Annotated in this window: 27 protein-coding genes; 24 read left to right on the top strand and 3 right to left on the bottom strand. The window is 74.1% G+C overall.

From position 1 onward, the window contains the following. Positions 1-13 precede the first annotated feature (13 nt). From ISOVA_RS13340 to ISOVA_RS13315, 6 genes are all read left to right on the top strand, one after another. Positions 14-517, top strand: coding sequence for a PH domain-containing protein (locus ISOVA_RS13340; protein ID WP_013839745.1), 504 nt, complete (start codon positions 14-16; stop codon positions 515-517). Next, a complete protein-coding gene (locus ISOVA_RS13335; RefSeq protein ID WP_013839744.1) occupies positions 514-2106 on the top strand; it encodes a PH domain-containing protein in 1593 nt (530 codons plus the stop codon). Before ISOVA_RS13340 ends, ISOVA_RS13335 begins: the two co-directional genes overlap by 4 nt. Next, positions 2103-3059 carry a Rossmann-like and DUF2520 domain-containing protein gene (locus ISOVA_RS13330; protein ID WP_013839743.1) on the top strand — a complete coding sequence of 319 codons (957 nt, stop codon included), beginning with the start codon at positions 2103-2105 and terminating at the stop codon, positions 3057-3059. The genes ISOVA_RS13335 and ISOVA_RS13330 overlap by 4 nt, the downstream gene beginning before the upstream one ends. Continuing rightward, entirely contained in the window at positions 3056-4021 is a 966-nt protein-coding gene (gene panC / locus ISOVA_RS13325; RefSeq protein WP_013839742.1) for a pantoate--beta-alanine ligase, read from the top strand. Before ISOVA_RS13330 ends, panC begins: the two co-directional genes overlap by 4 nt. A 79-nt stretch (positions 4022-4100) precedes the next feature. Next, entirely contained in the window at positions 4101-4583 is a 483-nt protein-coding gene (gene panD, locus ISOVA_RS13320) for an aspartate 1-decarboxylase (protein ID WP_049788480.1), read from the top strand. After that, positions 4580-6274 (top strand): L-aspartate oxidase, encoded by a 1695-nt coding sequence (locus tag ISOVA_RS13315; protein ID WP_013839740.1) that lies wholly within the window; start codon positions 4580-4582, stop codon positions 6272-6274. The genes panD and ISOVA_RS13315 overlap by 4 nt, the downstream gene beginning before the upstream one ends. Positions 6275-6340: 66 nt before the next feature. On the opposite strand, the gene nadC is transcribed toward ISOVA_RS13315, so the two are convergent. Further along, positions 6341-7291: a carboxylating nicotinate-nucleotide diphosphorylase gene (gene nadC / locus ISOVA_RS13310; protein WP_013839739.1), complete on the bottom strand. Its 951-nt coding sequence runs from the start codon at positions 7289-7291 to the stop codon at positions 6341-6343. 147 nt (positions 7292-7438) lie between these two features. Between nadC and lysS the strand changes: the two genes are divergently transcribed. The 7 genes from lysS to ISOVA_RS13280 all read left to right on the top strand — a co-directional run bounded on the left by lysS (position 7439) and on the right by ISOVA_RS13280 (position 13440). After that, positions 7439-8974: a lysine--tRNA ligase gene (gene lysS, locus ISOVA_RS13305; RefSeq protein WP_013839738.1), complete on the top strand. Its 1536-nt coding sequence runs from the start codon at positions 7439-7441 to the stop codon at positions 8972-8974. Positions 8975-8988: 14 nt separating this feature from the next. Beyond that, on the top strand, positions 8989-9153 hold the full coding sequence (locus ISOVA_RS16850; RefSeq protein ID WP_013839737.1) for a hypothetical protein: 165 nt from the start codon (positions 8989-8991) through the stop codon (positions 9151-9153). A 104-nt stretch (positions 9154-9257) separates the two neighbouring features. After that, entirely contained in the window at positions 9258-9599 is a 342-nt protein-coding gene (locus ISOVA_RS13300) for a histone-like nucleoid-structuring protein Lsr2 (protein WP_013839736.1), read from the top strand. Positions 9600-9726: 127 nt separating this feature from the next. Further along, positions 9727-10818 (top strand): lactonase family protein, encoded by a 1092-nt coding sequence (locus ISOVA_RS13295; protein WP_013839735.1) that lies wholly within the window; start codon positions 9727-9729, stop codon positions 10816-10818. Continuing rightward, positions 10815-12155: a D-inositol-3-phosphate glycosyltransferase gene (mshA, locus tag ISOVA_RS13290; RefSeq protein ID WP_013839734.1), complete on the top strand. Its 1341-nt coding sequence runs from the start codon at positions 10815-10817 to the stop codon at positions 12153-12155. The genes ISOVA_RS13295 and mshA overlap by 4 nt, the downstream gene beginning before the upstream one ends. Further along, positions 12086-12628: a nitroreductase family deazaflavin-dependent oxidoreductase gene (locus ISOVA_RS13285; protein ID WP_315897889.1), complete on the top strand. Its 543-nt coding sequence runs from the start codon at positions 12086-12088 to the stop codon at positions 12626-12628. The genes mshA and ISOVA_RS13285 overlap by 70 nt, the downstream gene beginning before the upstream one ends. 71 nt (positions 12629-12699) lie before the next feature. After that, positions 12700-13440, top strand: a complete 741-nt coding sequence (locus ISOVA_RS13280) for a phosphoglyceromutase (protein ID WP_013839732.1) — start codon at positions 12700-12702, stop codon at positions 13438-13440. Between the two features lie 73 nt (positions 13441-13513). On the opposite strand, the gene phoU is transcribed toward ISOVA_RS13280, so the two are convergent. After that, positions 13514-14188 carry a phosphate signaling complex protein PhoU gene (gene phoU, locus ISOVA_RS13275; RefSeq protein ID WP_013839731.1) on the bottom strand — a complete coding sequence of 225 codons (675 nt, stop codon included), beginning with the start codon at positions 14186-14188 and terminating at the stop codon, positions 13514-13516. A 174-nt stretch (positions 14189-14362) separates the two neighbouring features. Here phoU and ISOVA_RS13270 point away from each other — a divergent pair, with 174 nt between their 5' ends. The 7 genes from ISOVA_RS13270 (at position 14363) to ISOVA_RS13240 (ending at position 21151) form a co-directional block, all read left to right on the top strand. Next, entirely contained in the window at positions 14363-15625 is a 1263-nt protein-coding gene (locus ISOVA_RS13270) for a sensor histidine kinase (protein WP_013839730.1), read from the top strand. Beyond that, on the top strand, positions 15622-16338 hold the full coding sequence (locus tag ISOVA_RS13265) for a response regulator transcription factor (protein WP_013839729.1): 717 nt from the start codon (positions 15622-15624) through the stop codon (positions 16336-16338). The genes ISOVA_RS13270 and ISOVA_RS13265 overlap by 4 nt, the downstream gene beginning before the upstream one ends. A 133-nt stretch (positions 16339-16471) precedes the next feature. Next, positions 16472-17596, top strand: a complete 1125-nt coding sequence (locus ISOVA_RS13260; RefSeq protein WP_221927817.1) for a phosphate ABC transporter substrate-binding protein PstS — start codon at positions 16472-16474, stop codon at positions 17594-17596. Between the two features lie 133 nt (positions 17597-17729). Next, positions 17730-18719, top strand: coding sequence for a phosphate ABC transporter permease subunit PstC (gene pstC, locus ISOVA_RS13255; protein ID WP_013839727.1), 990 nt, complete (start codon positions 17730-17732; stop codon positions 18717-18719). After that, the gene (gene pstA / locus ISOVA_RS13250) at positions 18719-19675 is read left to right on the top strand and encodes a phosphate ABC transporter permease PstA (protein WP_013839726.1); all 957 of its coding nucleotides are present in this window, start codon (positions 18719-18721) and stop codon (positions 19673-19675) included. The genes pstC and pstA overlap by 1 nt, the downstream gene beginning before the upstream one ends. Before the next feature lie 45 nt (positions 19676-19720). Then, positions 19721-20500 (top strand): phosphate ABC transporter ATP-binding protein PstB, encoded by a 780-nt coding sequence (pstB, locus tag ISOVA_RS13245; RefSeq protein WP_013839725.1) that lies wholly within the window; start codon positions 19721-19723, stop codon positions 20498-20500. A gap of 120 nt (positions 20501-20620) precedes the next feature. Beyond that, positions 20621-21151 (top strand): septum formation family protein, encoded by a 531-nt coding sequence (locus ISOVA_RS13240; protein ID WP_013839724.1) that lies wholly within the window; start codon positions 20621-20623, stop codon positions 21149-21151. 72 nt (positions 21152-21223) lie between these two features. Here the strand turns inward: ISOVA_RS13240 and ISOVA_RS13235 are convergent, their stop codons facing one another. Beyond that, on the bottom strand, positions 21224-21691 hold the full coding sequence (locus ISOVA_RS13235; RefSeq protein WP_013839723.1) for a hypothetical protein: 468 nt from the start codon (positions 21689-21691) through the stop codon (positions 21224-21226). Between the two features lie 250 nt (positions 21692-21941). On the opposite strand from ISOVA_RS13235, the gene ISOVA_RS13230 reads away from it, so the two are divergent. The 4 genes from ISOVA_RS13230 to ISOVA_RS13215 are packed head-to-tail and all read left to right on the top strand — an operon-like array spanning position 21942 to position 24514. Continuing rightward, the gene (locus ISOVA_RS13230) at positions 21942-22424 is read left to right on the top strand and encodes a CarD family transcriptional regulator (protein WP_013839722.1); all 483 of its coding nucleotides are present in this window, start codon (positions 21942-21944) and stop codon (positions 22422-22424) included. A 28-nt stretch (positions 22425-22452) separates the two neighbouring features. Further along, a complete protein-coding gene (gene ispD, locus ISOVA_RS13225) occupies positions 22453-23208 on the top strand; it encodes a 2-C-methyl-D-erythritol 4-phosphate cytidylyltransferase (protein ID WP_013839721.1) in 756 nt (251 codons plus the stop codon). After that, positions 23205-23699: a 2-C-methyl-D-erythritol 2,4-cyclodiphosphate synthase gene (gene ispF, locus ISOVA_RS13220; protein ID WP_013839720.1), complete on the top strand. Its 495-nt coding sequence runs from the start codon at positions 23205-23207 to the stop codon at positions 23697-23699. Before ispD ends, ispF begins: the two co-directional genes overlap by 4 nt. Next, a complete protein-coding gene (locus ISOVA_RS13215) occupies positions 23696-24514 on the top strand; it encodes a TetR/AcrR family transcriptional regulator (RefSeq protein WP_013839719.1) in 819 nt (272 codons plus the stop codon). Before ispF ends, ISOVA_RS13215 begins: the two co-directional genes overlap by 4 nt. The last annotated feature ends 85 nt before the right edge of the window (positions 24515-24599 follow it).

Raw genomic sequence — 24599 nt, 5'->3', positions numbered from 1 at the left:
GGAGAATGACCGCATGACCAGCGAACCCGTGACCACGTCGGGACCGTTCGACCCGCCCGGCGTCACGTGGCAGCGCGTCTCGCCGCGCCTCGTCACGGCCCGCCTCGTGACCGCGGCGATCACGCTCGGCGTCCCGATCGTCGCCGGCGTCGTCCTCGGGCTCGCGGTGACGCCGTGGCTCTGGTTCGTCGCGGCCGTGCCGGCCGCGATCCTCGTGTGGGTGGCGATCGTCGTCCCGCGGCAGGTGCGCGCGATCGGCTACGCCGAGCGCGACGACGACCTGCTCATCCGCAAGGGCATCCTCTTCCGGTCGCTCGTCGTCGTGCCGTACGGGCGCATGCAGTACGTCGACGTCGAGGCGGGCCCGCTCGACCGCAAGCTCGGCCTGGCGAAGGTCCAGCTCCACACGGCCTCCGCGAGCACCGACGCCGACATCCCGGGGCTCGCGCCCGAGGAGGCCGAGCGGCTGCGCGACCGCCTCACCGTGCGCGGCGAGGCGAGGCTGGCGGGCCTGTGAGCGCTCCGACGCCCGCCGACGGGTGGCGCCGCGTCCATCCCGTCACGCCGTTCGTGCGCGGCTGGGCGGCGCTCGCGGCGGTGCTCGTCATCGGCGGCCAGCAGGTCGTCGAGGACCTGCCGCGCGTCGGCCAGGTCGCCGGCACGGTGCAGAGCGTGTGGTGGCAGGCGCTGCTCGCGCTCGTGCTGTTCGCCGCCGTCGCGTTCGGCTACGCCGCGCTCGCGTGGCGCATGACCGCGTACGCGGTCGACGACGACGCCGTCCACCTGCGCAAGGGCGTGCTGTTCCGCCAGCAGCGGCACGCCCGCCTCGACCGCCTGCAGGCCGTCGACGTCCGCCAGCCGCTGCTCGCGCGCATCTTCGGCCTCGCCGAGCTCACGCTCGAGGTCGCGGGCGGATCGGGCTCGGGCGTCGCGATCGGCTTCCTCAAGGAGGCGGACGCGCAGGCCCTGCGCGCCGACCTGCTCGCGCGCGCGGCCGGGGTCAAGGCCCGCCGCACCGTGCCGTCGTCCCCGGCCACCGAGCCGTCGGACGCCGGTGACCCCCTGGAATCACCGGGGCCTGACAGCCCCGGGACCGTGGCGGGGGAGGCCGAACCGCCGATGCCCGTCGTGGCCGAGGCGCCCGAGCACCCGGTGTACGAGGTGCCGCCGGGCCGCCTCCTGGTGTCGCTCGTGCGCTCGGCCGCGGTGTGGGTCCTCGTCGTCGTGCTCGTGGCGGTCGCGGTGGCCGTCGTCGTGACGCGCAGCCTCGGCGTCCTCGCGTCCGCGCTGCCCGCGGTGCTCGCCGCGGGCGGGTACCTGTTCCAGCGCTTCGCCGGCGAGTTCGGCTTCCGCGCGGCGATCTCGCCCGACGGCATCCGGCTGCGCCACGGCCTGCTCGAGACCCGCGCCCAGACCATCCCGCCCGGGCGCGTCCAGGCCGTCTCGCTCTCGCAGGGACCGTTCTGGCGCGGGCCCGACTGGTGGCGCGTCAAGGTCAACGTCGCGGGCTACCACTCGAGCGACGGCAACGAGTCGCAGAACATCCTGCTGCCGGTCGGCCCCCGTGACGAGGCGCTCGCGGCCCTGTGGCTCGTGCTGCCCGACCTCGGCACCGACGAGCCGCGCGAGCTGCTCGACGAGGCGCTCGCGGGCGACGCGCGCACCGACCGCTGGTTCGTCACGAGCCCGCGCCGCGCCCGCCTGCTCGACCCGTGGACCTGGCGCCGCAACGGCGTCGCGGTGACCGACCGCGCGCTGCTCGTGCGCACGGGCCGGTTCGTGCGCTCGCTCGTCGTCGTGCCGCACGAGCGCACCCAGTCGCTCGGCCTGACGCAGGGGCCGTGGGAGCGGCGGCGCGGGCTCGCGAACTTCGAGCTGCACTCGACGGCCGGTCCGGTGCGTCCGGTCGCGTACCACCTCGCCGTCGACGACGCCGCCCGGCTCCTCGACGAGCAGGCGGTCCGGGCGCGCTCCGCGCGCGCCCACGCGACGCCCGAGCGGTGGATGGAGCACGTGGCCGAGGCCGTGCCGCAGGTCGAGCCCGAGCGGCTGCCCGCCCGCGAGGCGGGCCCGAGCCCCGCCGACCAGCCGGAGGACGTCCGGTGAGCGCGACCCCGCCCGGCCGCCTCGGGGTGGGCGTGGTCGGCGCCGGGCGCGTGGGCGCGGTCCTGGGCAGCGCGCTGCGCGCGGCCGGCCACACGGTCGTGGGCGCGAGCGGCATCAGCGACGCCTCGCGCGAGCGCATCGCCACGCTGCTGCCCGGCGTCCCGAACCTCACGGTCGACGAGGTCGTCGAGCGCGCCGAGCTCGTCCTGCTCGCGGTGCCCGACGACGCGCTGGCCGGCCTGGTCGCCGGCCTCGCCGAGGTTGGCGCCTGGCAGCCGGGCCAGCTCGTGGTGCACACCGCGGGCAGCGCCGGGGTCTCGGTGCTCGAGCCCGCGCGCCGCGCGGGCGCCATCCCGCTCGCGCTGCACCCCGCCATGACGTTCACGGGCACGTCGCTCGACCTCGCCCGCCTCGAGGGCTGCACGTTCGCCGTCACCGCGCCCGCGGCGGTGCTGCCCATCGGGCAGGCCCTCGTCGTCGAGGTCGGCGGCGAGCCGGTGGTCGTCGCCGAGGAGGCCCGCGGGCTCTACCACGCGGCGCTCGCGCACGGCGCCAACCACCTCGTGGTGCTCGTGGCGCAGGCCGCGCAGGCGCTCGAGGCCGCGGGCGTCGCCGCGCCCGGCCGCGTGCTCGCCCCGCTGCTCGGCGCCGCGCTCGACGGCGCGACGCGCGCCGCCGACGTGCGCGAGGGCGTAGGCCCGGGCGCCATCGCGGCGCTCACGGGCCCCGTCTCGCGCGGCGACGTCGGCACGGTGTCGCGGCACCTCGAGGTGCTCGGCGACCTCGCCGCGCGCACCGGCGCGACCGACGTGCCGGCGTCGTACACCGAGCTCGCGCGCGGGGCGACCCGCCGCGCGCTCGCGAGCCACCGCATCGACGACGCGGCCGCCCAGGCGCTGCTCGACGCCCTGGACCACCCCCGACCCGCAGGACCCTCCGAGGAGGACGCATGACCACCGCCGAGACGACCGCAGCCGCCGAGGACGAGGCGCGTCCCGCCGTCGTGCGGACGCGAGCCGAGCTGCGCGACGCCCTCGGCGCGTGGGCCCTCGGCGGCCCCGACGTCACGGACCGCCGTGCCGTCGTCATGACCATGGGTGCGCTGCACGAGGGCCACCTGCAGCTCGTGCGCCGGGCGCGCGAGGAGGCCGGGCCGGGCGGGCAGGTCGTGGTGACGATCTTCGTCAACCCGCTCCAGTTCGGACCGGGCGAGGACCTGGAGAAGTACCCGCGCGACCTCGAGGGCGACGTCGCCAAGGTCGCGTCGGCCGGCGCGGACGTCGTGTTCGCCCCGACGCCCGACGTCGTGTACCCCGACGGCGACCCGATCGTGCGGGTCTCGGCCGGCCGCATCGGCGAGGTCCTCGAGGGCGTGTTCCGGCCCGGGCACATGGACGGCGTGCTCACCGTCGTGCTCAAGCTCATGCACCTCGTGCGGCCCGACGTCGCGCTGTTCGGCGAGAAGGACGCGCAGCAGCTCCTCGCGGTCCGGCGCATGGTGCGCGACCTCGACCTCGACGTCGAGATCGTCGGCGTGCCGACCGTGCGCGACCCCGACGGGCTGGCCATGTCGTCGCGCAACGCCTACCTGTCCGACGACGAGCGGCACGTCGCGCTCGCGCTCTCCCGTGCCCTGCGGGCGGGGGCCGAGGAGGCCGCCGCCGGCCGCGGCGCGGCCGCGGTGCTCGCGACGGCGTCGGGAATCCTCAACGACGCCCCCGGCGTTGTGGTGGATTACCTGGCTCTCGTCGACCCGGCTACGGTGGACGAGGTGCCGGGGGACCACACCGGTCCCGCGCTGCTGCTCGTCGCGGCACGCGTGGGCACCACCCGACTGATCGACAACCAGGCCGTGGACGTCGCCGCGCCGACCGTGCAGGACGCCGTCCCTGGTCAGGAGGCACCCCGTGACTGAGCACACCGAGTCGTCCGCGGCCCGCCGCGACGGCGAGCACCGTGCGCCCGTGCGCCGCCCCGCGTCCCTGCAGCGACCCATGATGATCGGCAAGATCCACCGGGCGACCGTGACGCAGGCGGACCTGCACTACGTGGGCTCGATCACGATCGACACCGACCTGCTCGACGCCGCCGACCTCATCCCCGGCCAGCAGGTCGACGTCGTCGACGTCACCAACGGGGCACGCCTGACGACGTACGTCATCCCGGGCGAGGCCGGCTCCGGCCAGATCAGCATCAACGGCGCCGCCGCCCACCTCGTGCACCCGGGCGACGTCGTCATCGTCATCGCCTACGGCATGCTGTCCGACTACGACGCGCGGACCTTCCTGCCCAACGTCGTGTTCGTCGACGAGAACAACCGCATCGTCGAGGTGCACGACGACCCGGGCCACGCGCCCGACGGCTACGGCCTGCTCGACTCCGGCGTCCCGATCGAGCCGTACCAGGCCGCGGGCCTCGTGCGGACCGCCGCGGGCCGCGCGGTCGCGGAGGCGCACGACGTCGAGCCCGCCCGGTGACGCCGCCGCGGCTCGCCCGCGCGCTCGCCGCCCCCGAGCCGGGATGGACGACGTCCGCGGACGCCGTCGTCGTCGGGTCGGGGATCGCCGGCCTCACCGCGGCGCTCGAGCTGCGCACGCGCGTGCCGCACGTCCTGCTCGTGACGAAGGGCCGGCTGTCGTCCGGCTCGACCGTGTGGGCCCAGGGCGGCATCGCGGCCGCGCTGCACCCCGACGACACGCCCGAGGCGCACCTGCACGACACGCTCGTCGCGGGCGGCGGGCTGAGCGACCCCGAGGCCGTCGAGGTGCTCGTCACCGAGGGCCCCGACCGCGTGCACGAGCTCGTCGCGCGCGGCACGACGTTCGACCTGGGGCCCGACGGCGGCATCGCGCTCACGCGCGAGGGCGGCCACCGCGCCGACCGGATCGCCCACGCCGGCGGCGACGCGACCGGCGCGGAGATCTCGCGCGCGCTCGTCGCGCAGATCGAGGCCGTGCGGCACGACCCCGGCATCGAGGTCGTGGAGAACGCGCTCGTGCTCGACGTGCTCACCGGCGCCCCGGACGCCGACGGCCGCCGGCCGGCCGCGGGCGTGACGCTGCACGTGCGGGGTGAGGGCTCGCGCGACGGCGTCGGCGCCGTGCTCGCGCCCGTCGTCGTGCTCGCGACCGGGGGAGTGGGCCAGGTGTTCCGCTCCTCGACCAACCCGCCCGGTGCCACGGGCGACGGCATCGCGGCCGCGCTGCGCGCCGGCGCGGTCGTCGGCGACCTCGAGTTCGTGCAGTTCCACCCGACGGTGCTGTGGCTCGGCGCGGGCGCTCGCGGGCAGGTGCCGCTCATCAGCGAGGCCGTGCGCGGCGAGGGCGCGCTGCTGCTCGACGTCGACGGCCACCGCTTCATGCCGGACGTGCACGAGCTGGCCGAGCTCGCGCCGCGCGACGTCGTGGCGCACGCGATCGTGCGGCGGACGGCCGCGACGTCGGCCGACCACGTGCTGCTCGACGCGCGGCACCTCGGCGCCGACTTCCTGCGCCGGCGCTTCCCCTCGATCACCGAACGGCTCGCCGCGCACGGGATCGACTGGACCGAGGAGCCCGTCCCCGTGGCTCCCGCCCAGCACTACCACTCGGGCGGCGTCGTGACCGACCTGCGCGGCCGGTCGTCCGTGCCCGGGCTGTACGCCGTGGGCGAGGTCGCGTGCACGGGCGTGCACGGCGCCAACCGGCTCGCGTCCAACTCGCTGCTCGAGGGGCTCGTGTTCGCGCACCGGGCGGCGCACGACGTCGCGGCGCGGTACGACGCGGGCGAGCTGCGGTCCGCGCCGGAGCCCGAGGCGCGGCCCGGCGGGTCGGCGCTCGTCGCCGCGGCGGCACGCTCGCGCGTCCAGCGCGCCACGTCCGACGGCGCCGGGCCGATCCGCTCGGACGGCTCGCTGCGCGCCGCCGCGGGGCGGCTCGCCGAGGTGCGGACCGACGCGCACCTGGCCGCCGACGTCGTGGCGGACCCGCAGGCCGCCGAGTGGGAGACGACCAACGTGCACCAGGTCGCGACCGCGCTCGTCCGGGCCGCGTGGCTGCGCACCGAGACGCGCGGCGGGCACTTCCGCACCGACTTCCCCGCGCCCGACCCGGCGTGGGAGCGCCGCGTCGAGCTCGCGCTCGACGACGACGGCACCCTCGCCGAGGTAGCGCCGCGCGCCGCGAGGTAGCGCGTCTTCTCGCGAGGTAGCGCCGCGCGCGACGAGGTAGCGCGTATTGCCGCGGAGAGGAGCGCCTCAGGCGCGCAGGTCGAGCGCGAGGTCGAGGATCGGCGCCGAGTGCGTGAGCGCCCCGACCGACAGGTAGTCGACGCCCGTCTCCGCGACCTCGCGCGCCCTCTCGAGCGTGAGGTTCCCGGTCGCCTCGAGCTCGACGTGCGCGGGCACGCCGCCCTGACCCTCGCGCGCCCGGACGGCGGCGACGGTCTCGGCGAGCACCGGCGTCGGCATGTTGTCGAGGAGCAGGAAGTCCGCGCCGGCGTCGAGCGCCTCGAGCGCCTGCGCCGTCGTGTCGGCCTCGACCTGGACCAGGACGTCGGGGAACGCGCGGCGCACCGCCTCGATCGCGGCGCGCACCGACCCCGCGGCGACGACGTGGTTGTCCTTGACCATCGCGACGTCGAAGAGTCCCATGCGCTTGTTCGTGCCGCCCCCGGTGCGCACGGCGTACTTGTCGAGCGCGCGCAGGCCGGGAGTCGTCTTCCGGGTGTCGAGCACCCGGGCGCCCGTGCCCTCGAGCGCCCGCGTCCACGCCGCCGTCGCGGTCGCGACCCCCGACGCCCGCGACGCGAGGTTGAGCATCGTGCGCTCCGCGACGAGCAGCACCTGCGTGCGACCCGTGATGCTCGCGAGCACCTGCCCGCGCACGACGGCGTCGCCGTCCTGCGCGTGGAACGTCACCCGGGGCACGGGCAGGCCCAGGCGGTCGGCGACCTGCTCGAGCGTCTCGGGCACCACGACCAGCCCCGCGACGGTCCCGTCCGCGCGGGCCACGAGGTCGGCGGTCCCGCTGCCCGACGGCGGGACGGTCGCCTGGGTGGTCACGTCACGTCCCGGCACGGGGCCGAGGTCCTCGTCCAGCGCGAGCTCGACCGTGCGCGCGAGCCAGGCGGGGTCCAGCCCCGGCTCCACGGCGGACGGGGTGTCGACGACGGGCAGCGGGTTCTCGGTCGCGCTCACGCCTCGCAACGCTACCTCGGCGGGCGGTGCGCTACCTCGGCGGGCGGTGCGCTACCTCGGCGGGTGGTGCGCTACCTCGGCGGGTGGTGCGCTACCTCGCGCGGCTATGCGCTACCTCGCGCGGGGTGTGAGGTGCGCCCACCGTAGAATCGTTGGGTGACCTCCCCGCAGAACGCCCCCTCCGTCGTGCCCGCGGACGGCGAGAACGCCGTCGACGACCTGCCCGAGCAGCTGCGCGTCCGTCGCGAGAAGCGCGAGCGCCTGCTCGCGCGGGGTGTCGAGCCGTACCCGGTGTCGGTGCCGGTCACGCACACGATCGCCCAGGTCCGCGAGGGCTACGGCCACCTCGCCGCGGGCGAGGAGACCGACGACGTCGCAGGCGTCGCGGGGCGCGTCGTCTTCCTGCGCAACACGGGCAAGCTCTGCTTCGTCACGCTGCAGGACGGCGAGGGGAACCGTCTGCAGGCGATGCTGAGCCAGGCCGTGGTGGGGGAGGAGTCGCTGTCGGACTTCAAGGCCGACGTCGATCTGGGCGACCACCTGTTCGTGCACGGCCGGATCGGTGCCTCGCGCCGCGGCGAGCTGAGCATCTTCGCGGACGCGTGGCAGATGGCGGCCAAGGCGCTGCGCCCGCTGCCGGTGCTGCACAAGGACCTGTCGGAGGAGGCCCGGGTCCGCCAGCGCTACGTCGATCTCATCGCGCGGCCGGCCGCCCGCGAGATGGTCCGCCTGCGTTCCGGTGTGGTGCGTTCTTTGCGCGACAACTTCCACCGCCGCGGCTTTCTCGAGATCGAGACGCCGATGCTGCAGACCGTTGCCTCGGGTGCGGCCGCGCGTCCTTTCTCGACGCACATGAATGCGTACGACATCGACCTGTTCCTGCGCATCGCGCCGGAGCTGTTCCTCAAGAAGGCGGTCGTGGGCGGTGTCGAGAAGGTGTTCGAGATCAACCGCAACTTCCGCAACGAAGGAGCGGACTCGACGCACTCTCCCGAGTTCGCGATGCTCGAGGCGTACGAGGCGTACGGGGATTACAACTCGATCGGCGCGCTCACCCAGGACCTCGTGCAGACGGCGGCGAAGGAGGTTCTCGGCACCACGGTCGTGACCCTCCCGGACGGCGAGGAGTACGACCTCGGCGGCGAGTGGGCGCAGATCACGATGTACGGGTCGCTGTCGGAGGCGCTCGGCGAGGAGATCACGCCCGACACGTCGGTCGAGCACCTGCTGTCGCTCGCCGAGAAGGCCGAGCTCTCGCTCGACCCGAAGAAGGCGAACCACGGCAAGCTCGTCGAGGAGCTGTGGGAGCACCACGTCGGGGACACGCTGCACGCGCCGACGTTCGTGCGGGACTTCCCGGTCGAGACGTCGCCCCTGGTGCGCGCGCACCGCAGCATCCCGGGCGTCGTCGAGAAGTGGGACCTCTACGTGCGCGGGTTCGAGCTGGCCACGGGGTACTCGGAGCTCGTCGACCCGGTCGTCCAGCGCGAGCGCTTCGCCGCGCAGGCGAGGCTCGCGGCGGCCGGCGACGACGAGGCCATGGCGCTCGACGAGGACTTCCTCGTCGCGATGGAGCACGCGATGCCGCCGTCCGGTGGAATGGGCATGGGTATCGACCGTCTTCTCATGGCGCTCACCGGGCTCGGAATCCGCGAGACCATCCTCTTTCCGCTCGTCAAGCCGACGGCCTGATACAGGAGGCATTCATGGACACATTCGGCGCGATCATCGCGGGTCTCGTCCCGTCGGTCGGCGTCGGCCTGCTGTTCTGGCTCGCGATGCGCAAGATCATCCGTGCGGACCGCAACGAACGAGACGCTCTCGAACGTCTCGAGGCCGAGCGTCAGGCACGCCGCGTCGAGCATAATTGATTCTGCGATTCCGCCGTCCGTGCGCGTCGCGTTGACATAGGAATGCCATTTCGTGCATCCTCGTATTCGTCAGCGTCAATTCGAATGCACCGGAAAGGGTGGACGTGGTCCAGAAGACTCAGGTGATCCTCGTCGACGACATCGACGGGAGCGAGGCGGACGAGACCGTCACCTTCGCGCTCGACGGCGTCAGCTACGAGATCGACCTCACCTCCGCGCACGCGTCCGAGCTTCGTGACGCGTTCGCCACGTGGATCGGGCACGCGCGCAAGCAGGGCGGTGGCCGCGGCGCGGGCCGTGCTCCCGGTGGCGGGGCCCGTCGCGGGCGCACGGACCGCGAGCAGCTCGCCAAGATCCGCGAGTGGGCGCGCGAGAACGGCTACCAGGTCTCCGACCGCGGCCGCATCCCGGGCAACGTCCTCGAGGCGTTCCAGGCAGCCCACTGATCCACCGGCTCGCGGCAGCGAGCCCCTCGGTCGCCCTCGCCCCGGTCGGGACACCCGGCCGGGGCGAGGTGCTGCCCGGGCGGGGTCGCGGACGCGAGCGGCCCGCGGCCGACCCTACGCTGGGCACATGACTGCGACGGCCCTGTGGATCGGCACGTACCCGCGTCCCGACGGCGCACCGGGCGGCGGCGAGGGCGTCTGGCGGGTCGAGCTGGCCGACGGCCGCTTCGCCGCGCACGACCTCGTCGTCACGTCCACCGCGCCGTCGTTCCTCGCCCTGCACCCCTCGGGCCGCACGCTCTACGCCGTCGCCGAGACCGCGCCGGGGGCGCTCGCGGCGTTCGACGTCGAGGGCGACGTCCTCACCCCGGCGGGCGGGGTCCCGAGCGGCGGCGACGAGCCGTGCCACGTCGTCGCGACGGACGACGAGGTGTGGGTCGCGAACTACGGCGACGGCGTCGCGGCGGCCGTGCCCGTCGACCCGGCCTCGGGCGCGTTCGCCGCCGAGCAGCCCGCGACGCACCCGCACGCCGGCTCCGGCCCGCACCCCGACCGGCAGCAGGGTCCGCACGCCCACTTCGTCGCGGTCGACGGCGACCGCGTGCTCGTGTGCGACCTGGGCACCGACCAGCTGCGCACCTACCCCCGCGGGGCAGCCACGGCCGCGACGCCGCAGGGGACGGAGGACGCCGGCGTCGCCGCGACGCTGCCGCCCGGCACGGGCCCGCGCCACCTCGTCCGGCTGCCCGGCGACGTGCTCGCCGTCGTCGGGGAGCTCGACGCCCAGGTCCACCTCCTCGTCCCCGACGGTGACGGCTGGGCGCACACCGGCTCGGTGCCCGCCACGGCCGTCCCGATCCCGGAGGGCTCGGTCGCCCAGCCGTCGCACGTGGCGCTGAGCCCCGACGGCACCGTGCTCACGGTCGGCGTGCGCGGGCCCGACGTGCTCGCCGTGCACCGCGTGCTCGACGACGGCGGCACGGCCCGGCTGCACCACCTCGCCGACGTGGAGCTCGGGACCGACGCGTGGCCGCGGCACCACGCGGTCCTCACGAGCCCGGACGGCGAGGGCGACGGCGCGCTGACCGTCGTCGTCGCGGCCCAGGGCACGGGCGAGCTGCTCGCCCTGCGCGTGGACCCGGTGTCGGGCACCGGCGAGGTGACCGACCGCCTGTCGCTGCCGACGCCCCCCGCGTGCGTGCTGGAGGCGCGGCCGTGACGGACGGGCCCGGACCGCGCGTCGCGATGCTCTCGGTCCACACCTCACCGCTGGACCAGCCGGGCACCGGCGACGCGGGCGGCATGAACGTCTACGTCCTCGAGCTGTCCCGGGCGCTCGCGCGGCGCGGCGCGGAGGTCGAGATCTACACGCGCGCGACGTCGTCGGCCCAGCCGAAGGTGGTCGACGCCGAGCCGGGGATCCGCGTCGTGCACGTGGCGGCGGGCCCGTTCGAGGGGCTCGACAAGAACGACCTGCCCGGCCAGCTGTGCGCCTTCACCGCCGGGGTGCTGCGCGCCGAGGCGCACCGGCCCCCCGGGTGGTACGACGTCGTGCACTCGCACTACTGGCTCTCGGGGCAGGTGGGCTGGCTCTCGGCCGAGCGGTGGGACGTCCCGCTCGTCCACACGATGCACACGATGGCCAAGGTGAAGAACGCGGCCCTGGCGCCCGGCGACTCGCCCGAGCCCGTGGGGCGCGTCATCGGCGAGGAGCAGGTGGTCGCCGAGGCGGACGCGCTCGTGGCGTCCACGCGCGAGGAGGCCGAGGACCTCGTGCGCGAGTACCGAGCCGACCCCGACCGGGTGCACGTCGTCTCGCCCGGCGTCGACCTCGACGTCTTCACGCCCCTCGTCCCGCGCGCGGGGCGCACGACCGCGGACGAGCGGCACGCGCTGCGCACGCGCCTCGGCCTGCCCACCGACCGTCCGGTGGTGCTGTTCGCCGGCCGCGTGCAGCTCCTCAAGGGGCCGGACGTGCTCGTGCGCGCGCTCGGCGTCATGGCCGACCACGCGGCGGCGCACGCGCTGGAGGCCGGCGGCCGGATCGACCTGGAGTGCCTGCGCGACGGCGGCGGCCGCCAGGTGCCGACCCTCGTCGTCCTGGGCGGCGCGAGCGGGCGCCCGACGGCGGTGCGCGAGCTCGAGGCGCTCGCGCACCAGGTCGGCGTGAGCGACCACCTCGTCGTGCGTCCCCCCGCGCCGCGCGAGGTGCTCGTCGAGTACTTCCGGGCGGCCGACGTCGTCGCGGTGCCCTCGCACAACGAGTCGTTCGGGCTCGTCGCGGCGGAGGCGCAGGCGACCGGGACGCCGGTCGTGGCGGCGGCCGTCGGCGGGCTGCGCACGGTGGTGCAGGACGGCGCCTCGGGCGTCCTCGTGCCCGACCACAGCCCGTGGACCTGGGCGCGCGTGCTCGACGACCTGCTGCACGACCACGAGCGCCGCGCCGCGCTCGCGGCCGGAGCCCGGCGCGCCAGCGAGCGGTTCAGCTGGGACCGCGCCGCCGTCGCGATGCTCGACGTCTACTCCCAGGCCCGCAAGGCCCGCGCCTCCCGCTGAGCCCCGAGCTGTCAGGCCCACGCCGGTGCATACCCCGGCCTGGGCCTGACAACTCCCGGGAGGGGGACGCGCGAGCCCGCGACCAGGTCGCGCTGTACGAGTCCTCGGGAGGCACCGAGGGCACCACGCTGCGCGGCAAGCCCGTCGTCATCCTGACCACGGTGGGCGCCAGGAGCGGCAAGGTGCGCAAGATCCCGCTGATGCGCGTCGAGCACGACGGCGACTACGCGGTCGTCGCGTCGATGGGCGGCGCGCCCACGCACCCCGTCTGGTACCACAACGTCGTCGCGAACCCCCGGGTCGAGCTGCAGGACGGCCCGGAGAAGCACGAGTACGTCGCGCGCGAGGTCACGGGCGAGGAGAAGGCCCTGTGGTGGAAGCGCGCGGTCGAGGTCTGGCCCGACTACGACGACTACCAGCGCAGGACCGACCGCGAGATCCCCGTGTTCGTGCTCGAGCGCGTCGACGCCTGAGCCCGGACCGGGCCCGCCCAGCATCCGACCCGCGGTGCGTACGCACCGGCGGGCACGGCAGGATGGACCCCATGACCTACACCCTCGTGCTGCTCCGCCACGGCGAGAGCGAGTGGAACGCCAAGAACCTCTTCACCGGCTGGGTCGACGTGCCGCTGTCGGAGAAGGGCGTCGAGGAGGCCAAGCGCGGCGGCGAGCTGCTCAAGGAGGCGGGCGTCGCCCCCGACGTCCTGCACACGTCGCTCCTGCGCCGCGCGATCTCGACGGCGAACTACGCGCTCGACGTCGCGGACCTCCACTGGATCCCCGTCAAGCGCAGCTGGCGCCTCAACGAGCGCCACTACGGCGCGCTGCAGGGCAAGGACAAGAAGCAGATCCGTGACGAGTACGGCGAGGAGCAGTTCATGCTCTGGCGCCGCTCGTACGACGTGCCGCCGCCGGAGATCGAGCTCGGCTCCGAGTTCTCCCAGGACGCCGACCCGCGCTACGCGGGCGAGCCCATCCCGCGCACGGAGGCGCTCAAGCAGGTGCTCGAGCGGGCGCTGCCCTACTGGGACGCCGAGATCGTGCCGGACCTGAAGGCCGGCAAGACGGTCCTCGTGGCCGCGCACGGCAACTCGCTGCGCGCGATCATCAAGCATCTCGACGGCATCGACGACCAGACGATCGCGGGCCTCAACGTCCCGACCGGGATCCCGCTCGTCTACGAGCTCGACGAGGAGACGCTCGCCCCCACCGTGCCGGGCGGCCGCTACCTCGACCCGGAGGCGGCCAAGGAGGCCATCGCCGCGGTGGCCAACCAGGGTCGCTGACCCCAGGCTGCACGACGACGGCCCGCGCCTTCCGTACGGAGGGCGCGGGCCGTCGTCGTGCGGGCAGGAGGGGTCAGACCTCGGCGCGGTGCGACGGCGCGTGCTCGCTGTCGAAGTCGCCCGTCACGAGGAACGTGATGCGGCGGGCGACGGAGACGGCGTGGTCGCCGAAGCGCTCGTAGTAGCGCCCGAGCAGCGTGACGTCGATCGTCTCCTGCGGCGTCCCGGTCCAGCCCGGCGCGAGCATCGCGGCGAACGTCTCCTGGTGCAGCGCGTCGAGGGCGTCGTCGTCCTTCTCGACCTCCGCGGCGAGGTGGACGTCGCGCGTCTGCAGCAGCTCGGTGGTGCGGCCCGCGACGTGGACGGCGGCGTCGTGCATCCGGACGAAGGTGTCGCGCGCGGCGGGCGCCACGGCCTGGCCGGGGTACCGGCCGCGGGCCACCTCGGCGACGTGGCGCGCGAGGTCGCCCATGCGCTCCAGCGTGGCGCTGATGCGCAGCGCGGTGATGACGATGCGCAGGTCGGTCGCGACCGGGGCCTGCTGGGCCAGCAGGTGCACGCAGCGCTCGTCGAGCTCCCGCTCGAGCCGGTCGATCTCGTGGTCGGACGCGATGACGTCCTGCGCGAGCTGGTGGTCGGCCTCGAGCAGCGCGGTGCCGGCGCGGCCGATCGCGGACTCGACCAGGCGGCTCATGTCGACCAGACCGTCGCCGAGCTGCTGGAGCTCGGCCTCGAAGATCTCTCGCATCGGGTTCCTCTCGCAGGCGGGTTCGTCTCAGGTTCTCACGGCCTCCCGAACCACGGGCGAACACCCAGGTGAACACGGTCCCCGCTTTCGGTGAACACTGGGCGACGGGTCCCTGAGCACTTGCCACCACGGCCCGGCGAGGGCTTGCGGGCGACCTACGCTGAAGGGGTGGACGTGGACGGGATCATCCAGGGCGTGACGGCGGTGCTCGCCGGCGTGCTCGGTGTCGTGGTGGGCGTGGTCGCCGCCGTGGCCTTCCGCATCTCCGAACGCACCCAGCGCAAGGGTCCCGAGGCGCCGCCCGCCGAGCTCGACGAGGGCCTCGTCCGCGTGCTCGCCGTCCTGCGGTCGGCGGCCGTCGTGCTCGACGAGGACGGCGAGGTGGTCCGCGCGTCGCCGCCCGCGTACGCGCTCGGCGTGGTGCGCAACGACGCGCTCGCCCACGCCGCGATCCAGGACATGGTGCGCGACGTGCGGCGCGACGGCGTGATCCGCGAGGAGGAGCTCGAGCTGCCCCGCGGGCCGATCGGCTCGGGCACCGTGCTGCTGCAGGTCCGCGTCGCGCCCGTCGGCCGCGACAAGCTGCTCGTCCTCGCCGAGGACCGCACCGAGGCCCGCCGCGTCGAGGCGATCCGCCGCGACTTCGTCGTCAACGTCTCGCACGAGCTCAAGACACCGGTCGGCGCGCTCGCGCTCCTCGCCGAGACGGTGCAGGACGCCGCCGACGACCCGGTCGCCGTGCGGCGCTTCACCGAGCGGATGCAGCAGGAGGCCAACCGGCTGTCCGCGCTCGTGCACGAGATCATCGAGCTCTCCCGCCTGCAGGTCGCGGGTGCGCTCCAGGAGGTCAGCGCGATCCGGGTGCGCGACGTCGTCGACGAGGCCGTCGACCGCGCCACCACCGCCGCGAACGCCAAGAACATCACGATCACCGTGGGCGGGTCCGAGGACTGCCTCGTCTACGGCGACCACAACCTGCTCGTCACCGCGGTGCGCAACCTGCTGGACAACGCGGTGAACTACTCGGGCCCCCACACGCAGGTGGGCGTCGGCGTCCGCGAGGTCGACGGCCTCGTCGAGATCGCCGTCGTCGACCAGGGCATCGGCATCGCCGCCGACGAGCAGGACCGCGTCTTCGAGCGCTTCTACCGCGTCGACCCCGCGCGCTCGCGCGACACGGGCGGCACGGGTCTGGGGCTCAGCATCGTCAAGCACGTCGCGGCCGACCACGGCGGCGACGTGCGGATGTGGTCGGAGCCCGGCAAGGGCTCGACCTTCACGCTGCGCATCCCCGCGGCGGACCTGCCCTACGGCGGGCTGCCGGCCCTGCCCGACGCGGAGCGGGACGGCGCCCGGACGGCGGGGCGCGACAATGAGGACGACGGTCCGGGAGACGGCCGGGACCGGACCACGACGAACGAGGAGGTGGGTGCGTGACGCGCATCCTGGTGGTGGAGGACGAGGACTCGTACCGGGACCCGCTGACGTATCAGCTGACCCGCGAGGGGTACGAGGTGGTCGAGGCGTCGAACGGCCACGACGCGCTCGCGGCGTTCGACGACGGCGGTGCGGACCTCGTCCTGCTCGACCTCATGCTGCCCGGCCTGAGCGGCACCGAGGTGTGCCGCGAGCTGCGCCAGCGCGGCGACGTGCCCGTCATCATGCTCACGGCCAAGGACTCCGAGATCGACAAGGTCGTGGGCCTCGAGCTCGGCGCCGACGACTACGTCACCAAGCCGTACTCGTTCCGCGAGCTGCTGGCCCGCATGCGGGCCGTGATGCGCCGTCGCGGCCCCGCGGCGTCGGACAACGGCACGGGCGGGCACGACGACGGCGGGGACGCGGTCCTCGAGGTCGGGCCCGTCCGCATGGACGTCGAGCGGCACACGGTGACGGTCGACGGCGAGCCCGTGTCGCTGCCGCTCAAGGAGTTCGACCTGCTCGAGCTCCTGCTGCGCAACGCGGGCCGCGTGCTCACGCGCGGGCAGCTCATCGACCGCGTCTGGGGCGCGGACTACGTCGGCGACACCAAGACGCTCGACGTCCACGTGAAGCGCATCCGGGCGAAGATCGAGCCCGACCCGGGCTCGCCGCGCTACCTGCTGACCGTGCGCGGTCTCGGCTACAAGCTGGCCGACGACGAGGTCTGACGACTTCCCGCCCGCCACCGTTCACCGGTCGTTCACCTGATCCTGGGACTCGGGCCACCTGGCGTGCCTAGCGTTCCTGACGAACGCCGGCGGCCGCCGGTGCCACCACCGTGTGAACAGGATGGAACGACACGTGAAGCTCAGCCGATTCACCCGTGCTGGATCCGCCGTCGCGATCGGCGCGCTCGCGCTCACGCTCGCTGCGTGCGGCTCGGACGACCCGACGGTCGCGGGCGAGAGCACCGACGGCGCGGAGACGACCGAGACCGACGGTGCGACGACCGAGCTCTCCGGGGAGCTCAACGGCGGCGGCGCCTCCTCGCAGGAGTCCGCCATGAACGCCTGGCGCGCCGGCTTCCAGAGCCTGAACCCCGACGTGAGCGTCAACTACGACCCGGTGGGCTCGGGCGGTGGCCGCACCGGCTTCGGTGACGGCACCTACACCTTCGCGGGCTCCGACGCGGCGCTCGACGAGGAGGAGATGGCGGCGGCCGAGGCCCAGTGCGGCGAGGGCGGCGTCATCGAGTTCCCGGGCTACGTCAGCCCGATCGCCGTGGCCTTCAACCTGCCCGGCGTCGAGACCCTCAACATGTCGGCCGACACCATCGCGTCGATCTTCGCGGGCGAGATCACCACGTGGAACGACGAGGCGATCGCCGCCGACAACCCCGACGTCGAGCTCCCCGACACCGCGATCACCGTGGTGCACCGCTCCGACGAGTCGGGCACGACCGAGAACTTCGCCGAGTACCTCGCCGCCGCGGCGCCCGACACCTGGACGCACGAGCCCGACGGCGTGTGGCCGATCCAGGGCCAGGAGTCGGCGCAGGGCACCTCCGGCGTCATCTCGGCCACCCAGGCCGGCGAGGGCACGATCACCTACGCCGACGCCTCGCAGGTCGGCGGCCTGGGCACCGTCGCGGTCGGCGTGGGCGAGGAGTTCGTCCCGTACAGCGCCGAGGCCGCGGCCGAGGTCGTCGCCCAGTCGCCGCGCGTCGAGGGCACGAGCGAGTACGTGTACACGATCGACCTCCAGCGCGACATCGCGGGTACCTACCCGATCGTCCTCGTCTCCTACCAGCTCGCCTGCGCCACCTACGCGGACGAGAACACCGCCGAGCTGGTCAAGGGCTTCTTCTCCTACGTCGTGAGCGAGGAGGGCCAGCAGGCCGCGTCGCAGGCCGCGGGCTCGGCCCCGCTGTCGGACGCGATCCGCGACGCGATCCTCCCGGGCATCGAGTCGATCTCGGCCGGCTGATCCGCTAGACACGACCTAGGACGCCAGAGCCGGTGGCCGGGCCGGGACGCCAGGAGGCGCCCGGCCCGGCCACCGGCGCCGGTCGTCAGGTCCCGGACCCGGGACCGAGCAAGAGCACGAGCGAGGAGTGCGAGTGACCACCACCGACATCAGCCCGGCGCCGGCGCGCGCACGGTCACGACGGCGGAGCGGAGACACCGAACGCGGACTGAGCCGGGTGTTCCGCTGGGTCGCCACGGGCGCGGGGATCCTCATCCTCGCGCTGCTGGCGGCCGTCGCCGTGTTCCTGCTCGTCCAGGCACTGCCGGCGCTGACGGCCAGCGAGGAGGAGCTGTCCACCGCGGCGACGCGCGTCCAGGCCGGCACGTCGTTCCTCGGGTACGTCGGGCCGCTCGTCTTCGGCACGCTGCTCGCCGCGATCCTGGCGCTCGTGGCCGCGACCTTCGTCGCCGTCGGCATCGCACTGTTCATCTCGCACTACGCCCCGCGCCGGATCTCGGCGCTCGTCGGCTACGTCGTCGACCTCCTCGCCGCCGTCCCGTCCGTGGTCTACGGCCTGTGGGGCTACCTCGTGCTCGCGCCGACGATCACGCCCCTGTGGGACGTCCTGAACCGCTGGTTCGGCTGGGTCCCGATCTGGTCGGGCCAGGTCTCCTCGACGGGCCGCAGCATGTCGACCGTCGCCGTCGTGCTCGCGGTGATGATCCTGCCGATCATCACCGCGGTCTCGCGCGAGGTCTTCCTCCAGACGCCCAAGCTGCACGAGGAGGCGGCGCTCGCGCTCGGCGCCACGCGATGGGAGATGGTCCGCACGGCGGTCCTGCCGTTCGGCCGCTCGGGCGTCATCTCGGCCGCGATGCTGGGCCTCGGCCGCGCGCTGGGCGAGACGATGGCCGTGCTCATGATCCTCTCGCCCGGCCTCACCTACTCGCTGCACACGCTCGAGGCGGGCAAGCACCAGACGATCGCCGCCTCGATCGCGGCCGACTTCCCCGAGGCGAGCGGCCTGGCCGTCAACCTGCTCATCGCCACCGGGCTGGTGCTCTTCGTCATCACCCTGGCCGTGAACATGACCGCCCGCGCGATCGTCGCGCGCCGCAAGGAATTCTCGGGAGCCAACTGATGAGCGCCACCACCACGGACGCCCAGGTCACCGGCACGGACCGGGTGCGCGCGATGCTCACGGCGGCCGACGCCGGGCGGCGGCGCACCGACCGCATCATGACGGTGCTCGTCTACCTCGCGTTCCTCGCGGCCATCACCCCGCTCGTGTCGCTGGTCTGGACCGTCGTGTCGAACGGCATCGACCGCTTCGGCCTCGACTTCCTCCGGTACTCGATGCGCGGCGTGTTCGGCGGCATGGACGCCGGCGGCGCGTACCACGCGATCGTGGGCACGCTCGTCATCACGCTGTGCGCGACGCTGATCTCGGTGCCGATCGGGATCCTCGCGGCGATCTACCTCGTCGAGTACGGGCGCGGCCCGCTCGCCCGCGCGGTGACGTTCTTCGTCGACGTCATGACGGGCATCCCGTCGATCGTCGCCGGCCTCTTCGCGATCTCGCTCTTCGGCCTGCTCATGGGTCCGGGCGTTCGCATGGGCATCATCGGCGCGGTCGCCCTGTCGGTCCTCATGATCCCGGTCGTGGTGCGCTCGAGCGAGGAGATGCTCAAGCTCGTCCCCAACGAGCTGCGCGAGGCCTCGTACGCGCTCGGCGTGCCCAAGTGGCTCACGATCGTCAAGGTGGTGCTGCGCACCTCGTTCGCGGGCCTGACGACGGGCGTGCTCCTCGCGATCGCGCGCGTCATCGGCGAGACGGCCCCGCTGCTGGTCACGGTCGGCGTCACCGACTCGATCAACTTCAACCCGTTCGACGGCCGCATGATGACGCTGCCCGTGTTCATCTATCGTCAGTTCCAGCAGGGTCTCGTCCCGTGCCAGCCGGACGACGCCGCCTGCATCGCCGACATCAACTACCTGCGCGCGTGGTCCGCCGCGCTGACGCTCATCCTGATCGTGATGCTGCTGAACCTGCTCGGGCGGCTCATCACCAAGCTCTTCGCCCCCAAGCTGCGCTGAGCACGCGGCGCCCGAGAACCACACGAAGGACGACAGGACGGACCGATGGCACAGCGCATCGACGTGAAGGACCTCAACATCTACTACCGCGACTTCCTCGCCGTGCAGGACGTGTCGATGTCGATCGAGCCCAGGTCCGTGACGGCCTTCATCGGCCCGTCCGGCTGCGGCAAGTCGACGTTCCTGCGCACGCTCAACCGGATGCACGAGGTGATCCCGGGCGCCCGGGTCGAGGGCACGGTCGAGATGGAGGGCGTCGACCTCTACGGCGACGACGTCGACCCCGTCGCCGTGCGGCGGAGCATCGGCATGGTGTTCCAGCGCCCCAACCCGTTCCCCACGATGTCGATCCGCGACAACGTGCTCGCGGGCGTCAAGCTCAACAACAAGCGCATCAGCAAGTCGGACGCCGACGACATGGTCGAGTCCTCGCTGCGCGGCGCCAACCTGTGGAACGAGGTCAAGGACCGCCTCGACAAGCCGGGCTCCGGCCTGTCGGGCGGTCAGCAGCAGCGTCTGTGCATCGCGCGCGCCATCGCGGTCAAGCCGCAGGTGCTCCTCATGGACGAGCCGTGCTCGGCCCTGGACCCGATCTCGACGCTCGCGATCGAGGACCTCATCCACGAGCTGAAGAAGGACTACACGATCGTCATCGTCACCCACAACATGCAGCAGGCCGCGCGCGTGAGCGACCGGACGGCGTTCTTCAACATCGCCGGCACCGGCAAGCCCGGCCGCCTCATCGAGATGAACGACACCGCGACGATCTTCTCCTCGCCGGCCGAGAAGGCGACCGAGGACTACGTCTCCGGCCGCTTCGGGTGAGACCCCGCGGGTGAAAAGCGCGCCGGGCGTCCGGGACGGCCGCGCGCGGGGGGTGCCTTCGGCGTGCGGCACGGACGACGCCGCTGCGGCCGGGCCGCACCCGCCAGAGAAGGAACCCCCGTGAGCACCTCCCGCCCCCGCGCCCTGCGCGCCCTCGCCGCGCTGGTCGCGGCGCCGATCGCCCTCGCCCTCGCCGGCTGCGGCGCCGTCGACGGCCTGCTCGGCCCCGGCGACCCGGAGCGCGACGAGAACGGCGAGGTGACCACCGCGGCCGACGCCGACATCTTCTCGGTCACGCTCGGCGACTGCCTCGACACGGCCGCGATGGACCCCGACGCGGAGGAGTTCATGTCGCTGCCCGTGGTGCCGTGCTCCGAGCCGCACACGGGCGAGGTCGACGCGGAGACGACGCTGTCCGACGCCGACCACCCGGACGGGTTCCCGGGCGACGAGGCCATCGCGGAGGAGGCCGACGCCTTCTGCCTCGAGCGGTTCGAGCTGTTCGTCGGCCTCGCCTACGAGGACTCGGCGCTCGACTTCTGGCAGTTCTGGCCCACCGAGGAGAGCTGGGCCGAGGGTGACCGGCTCGTCCAGTGCGTCGTCGAGTCGCTCGAACCCGTCACCGGGACCCTCGAGGGCTCCGGCCTCTGAGCCCGCCACGACGCAGGACGCCCCGGCACGATGACCCGTGCCGGGGCGTCCTGCGTCGCCGTGCGCGGAGGCTCAGGGCAGGTGGTCGGCGTACTCCGGCAGCGTGCCGTCGAGGACCGGCAGCGCGAAGTCCTCGCTCACGTCGCCGGCGCTGAGCGTGGCCTGCAGGTAGCCGCCCGGGATCGTGTCGACGGCGTCCAGCGTCGCCACGATGCCGTCCTCGGTGCCCAGCGTGACCGTCTGGCGCGGCTCGACCGGCACGGTGAGCGGCGCGGCGCCGTCGACCTCGAGACGGAACGTCACGGGCTCGGACGAGCTGTTGGTCAGCGCGCCGAAGACGTTGCCCGGCTCGCCCTCGCCCTCCGACACGACCATGAGGTTGAGGCCCCGGTGCCGTGCGTCCAGGTCCACCCGGGTCCCGTCCGACGGCGAGTACGGCTCCGTCGTGATGATCGGGGCGCAGGCCGTCAGCAGCAGGGCGCCGGCCGCGACGCTGGCGGCGACGACCCCCGGACGTGCGGAACGTGCGGAGCGGGACACGTGCTCTCCTTCGTGCTGGAGCGGGCGCGGACCGTGAGCCGTGGACGGTCGGAGGACACGGTCGCGCGGTGAGTCGGGGGAGGGGCGCGAGGCACCCCGGCTCATCCTAGTCGGGCCGGACGCTTGCCGTGCACACGCACCCCGGATAGGGCCTCTGACCTGCGGCGATGCAGGCACGACGGCGAACGGCCCGAGGGCCGTGACGGTCCCGCATGGTAGACTCGGCCACTGGGAAAGGGGACATCTGCAGATGACGTTCACAGTAGGCGAGACTGTTGTCTACCCGCACCACGGCGCCGCGCTGATCGAGGAGATCAAGACGCGCAAGATCCGTGGCGAAGAGAAGATGTACCTCAAGCTCAAGGTCGCCCAGGGCGACCTGACGATCGAGGTCCCGGCGGAGAACGTGGACCTCGTGGGCGTGCGCGACGTGGTCGACCAGCAGGGGCTCGACAAGGTCTTCGAGGTGCTCCGCGCTCCGTACACCGAGGAGCCGACGAACTGGTCGCGCCGGTACAAGGCGAACCTGGAGAAGCTGGCGTCGGGCGACGTCATCAAGGTCGCGGAGGTCGTGCGCGACCTGTCGCGTCGTGACGCCGACCGCGGCCTGAGCGCCGGCGAGAAGCGGATGCTGGCCAAGGCCCGTCAGATCCTCGTCTCCGAGCTCGCGCTCGCCGAGCACACGGAGGAGGACAAGGCCGAGGCCATCCTCGACGAGGTGCTCGCCTCCTGAGCACCGCCGCACCCGTGCGAGGCCGGCGGTGACGGTCCTCGCGATCCTCACGGCCGCCGGGTCCGGCACCCGGCTCGGGCGCGACCTGCCCAAGGCGCTGGTCGAGCTCGGCGGCTTCCCGCTCGTGCTCCACGCCGCCCGGCGCCTCGCGGCGTCGGGCGTCGTCGACCGGATCGTCGTCACCGCGCCGCCCGGGCTCACGGCCGCGATGTCCGACGTCGTCACCGCGGACGCGCACGTCGTGCGGCCCGTGCGCGTGGTCGACGGCGGCCCGACCCGCCAGGCCTCCGTGGCCGCCGGCCTCGCTCTCGCCGGGGGCGACGACGACGTCGTCCTCGTGCACGACGCGGCCCGTCCGCTGGCCTCCCCGGAGCTCGTCCGCCGCGTCGTCGCAGCCGTGCGCGCCGGGCACCCCGCCGTCGTGCCGGGTCAACCGGTCACGGATACGATCAAGCGCGTGTCGCCCGCCCCCGTGAGCGCGCCGCCGACCTCCGGCCCGGCGGCTGCAGGGCCTGCTGTCGAGCGCGTCGTCGAGACCCCCGACCGCGCCCTGCTGCGCGCCGTGCAGACACCCCAGGGCTTCGACCGCGCGCTGCTCGAGCGCGCCCACGCGGCGGGTGCCGCCCGCGCCGGCGCGGAGCACCTCGCCGCGACCGACGACGCCGGGCTCGTCGAGGCGCTCGGCGAGACCGTCCACGTGGTCGCGGGCGAGGAGTCGGCCCTCAAGATCACGACCGAGCGCGACCTCGCGGTCGCGCACCTCCTGCTCGAGGAGCGGGCGTGACCGCGGGGCTCCCGCGCACCGGCGTGGGGGTCGACGTGCACGCCTTCGCGCCCGAGGACGACCCGCGCGAGCTGTGGCTCGCAGGCCTGCTGTGGCCGGGGGAGCGCGGCCTCGCCGGGCACTCCGACGCGGACGTCGCCGCGCACGCCGCGGCCGACGCGCTCTTCTCGGCCGCGGGCATCGGCGACCTCGGCTCGCACTTCGGGACCGCGCAGCCCGAGTGGGCGGGCGCCTCCGGCGTCACGCTGCTCGCCGAGGCGGCCCGGCGCGTGCGCGACGCGGGCTTCGAGATCGGCAACGTCGCGATCCAGGTCGTCGGCAACCGTCCGCGCGTCGGGACGCGCCGCGCCGAGGGCGAGGCGGCGCTCTCCGAGGCGGCCGGCGCGCCCGTGACGCTGTCGGCGACCACGACCGACGGGCTCGGTCTGACCGGACGCGGGGAGGGAGTGGCGGCGATCGCGACCGCGCTCGTCGTCGCTCGAGGGTCATGAAGCGCCTCCCGCTCGCGCAGCGCCGGGCCCACCTCGCGGACGTGGCGCTCCGGATCGCCGCGCGCTCGGGGATCGAGTCCGTGACGATCCGGGCCGTCGCGCGCGAGGCCGGCGTCTCGCTCGGCACGGTGCACTACTGCTTCGACGACAAGGACGAGCTGCTGCGCGAGATGGGGCGCGCGCTCGTCGGCGTCGCGGTCGACCCGGTCCGGGGCGCGTCGCCGTCGTCCGGCGACTTCCGCGACGTGCTGCACGCCGCGGTGGACGGCCTCATGGAGGGCCTGCGCAGCATGGAGGACCGCCGCCTGCTGTCGTTCGAGCTCGCGACGGCGGGCGCCCGCTCGAGCGCGATGACCGACGTCGCGCAGGCCCACATCGACCAGGTGTCCGACATGGCCGTCGGCGTGCTGACCGAGCTCGCCGACCGCGCCGACGTCAGGTACCGGATCGACGTCGCGCTGCTCGCGCGGCTCGTCGTCGCGTTCATCGACGGGCTCGAGCTGCGGTGGCTCGTCGAGCGTGACGACGACGCGACTCTGGAGGCGTTCCACGAGCTGGCGGACGTCATCGCCTCCTACGCGTCGCCCGGCGTCGAGGAGGTGCCCGTCGACGCCACCGACGTCGCGACGACCGTCGTGCCCGACACCGTGATCGTCGCGACGGTGACGCCCGACGACACCGCGCCCCCCGAGCCGCCGGCCGAGGCGGTCGGCACCGTCACGCCGACGGTGCCCGACACTCCGGCGGAGCCCGACGCCGCGCCGCAGGAGCTGGCCGTCGGATCGCCGGGCGCGGCCGACGTCGTGCCCGAGTAGCACGCGCGTCGCGCGCGCGACCGACCGGACCGGACCGACGCTCGCCCGCCTCACCGATCCGTGCATCGCGGACATCTCGCCACTT

This window comes from Isoptericola variabilis 225 (assembly GCF_000215105.1).
Lineage (GTDB): Bacteria > Actinomycetota > Actinomycetes > Actinomycetales > Cellulomonadaceae > Isoptericola > Isoptericola variabilis_A.
This window is presented reverse-complemented; position numbering and strand designations above follow the sequence as displayed.

Bases quoted from the DNA above. Each gene is read 5' to 3' on its own strand.
- panC (WP_013839742.1), top strand. From the start codon at position 3,056: ATGACCACCGCCGAGACGACCGCAGCCGCCGAGGACGAGGCGCGTCCC.
- ISOVA_RS16850 (WP_013839737.1), top strand. From the start codon at position 8,989: ATGGACACATTCGGCGCGATCATCGCGGGTCTCGTCCCGTCGGTCGGC.
- pstA (WP_013839726.1), top strand. From the start codon at position 18,719: ATGAGCGCCACCACCACGGACGCCCAGGTCACCGGCACGGACCGGGTG.
- panD (WP_049788480.1), top strand. From the start codon at position 4,101: ATGATGATCGGCAAGATCCACCGGGCGACCGTGACGCAGGCGGACCTG.
- ISOVA_RS13295 (WP_013839735.1), top strand. From the start codon at position 9,727: ATGACTGCGACGGCCCTGTGGATCGGCACGTACCCGCGTCCCGACGGC.
- ISOVA_RS13230 (WP_013839722.1), top strand. From the start codon at position 21,942: ATGACGTTCACAGTAGGCGAGACTGTTGTCTACCCGCACCACGGCGCC.
- ISOVA_RS13340 (WP_013839745.1), top strand. From the start codon at position 14: ATGACCAGCGAACCCGTGACCACGTCGGGACCGTTCGACCCGCCCGGC.
- ISOVA_RS13280 (WP_013839732.1), top strand. From the start codon at position 12,700: ATGACCTACACCCTCGTGCTGCTCCGCCACGGCGAGAGCGAGTGGAAC.
- pstB (WP_013839725.1), top strand. From the start codon at position 19,721: ATGGCACAGCGCATCGACGTGAAGGACCTCAACATCTACTACCGCGAC.
- phoU (WP_013839731.1), bottom strand. From the start codon at position 14,188: ATGCGAGAGATCTTCGAGGCCGAGCTCCAGCAGCTCGGCGACGGTCTG.
- ISOVA_RS13215 (WP_013839719.1), top strand. From the start codon at position 23,696: ATGAAGCGCCTCCCGCTCGCGCAGCGCCGGGCCCACCTCGCGGACGTG.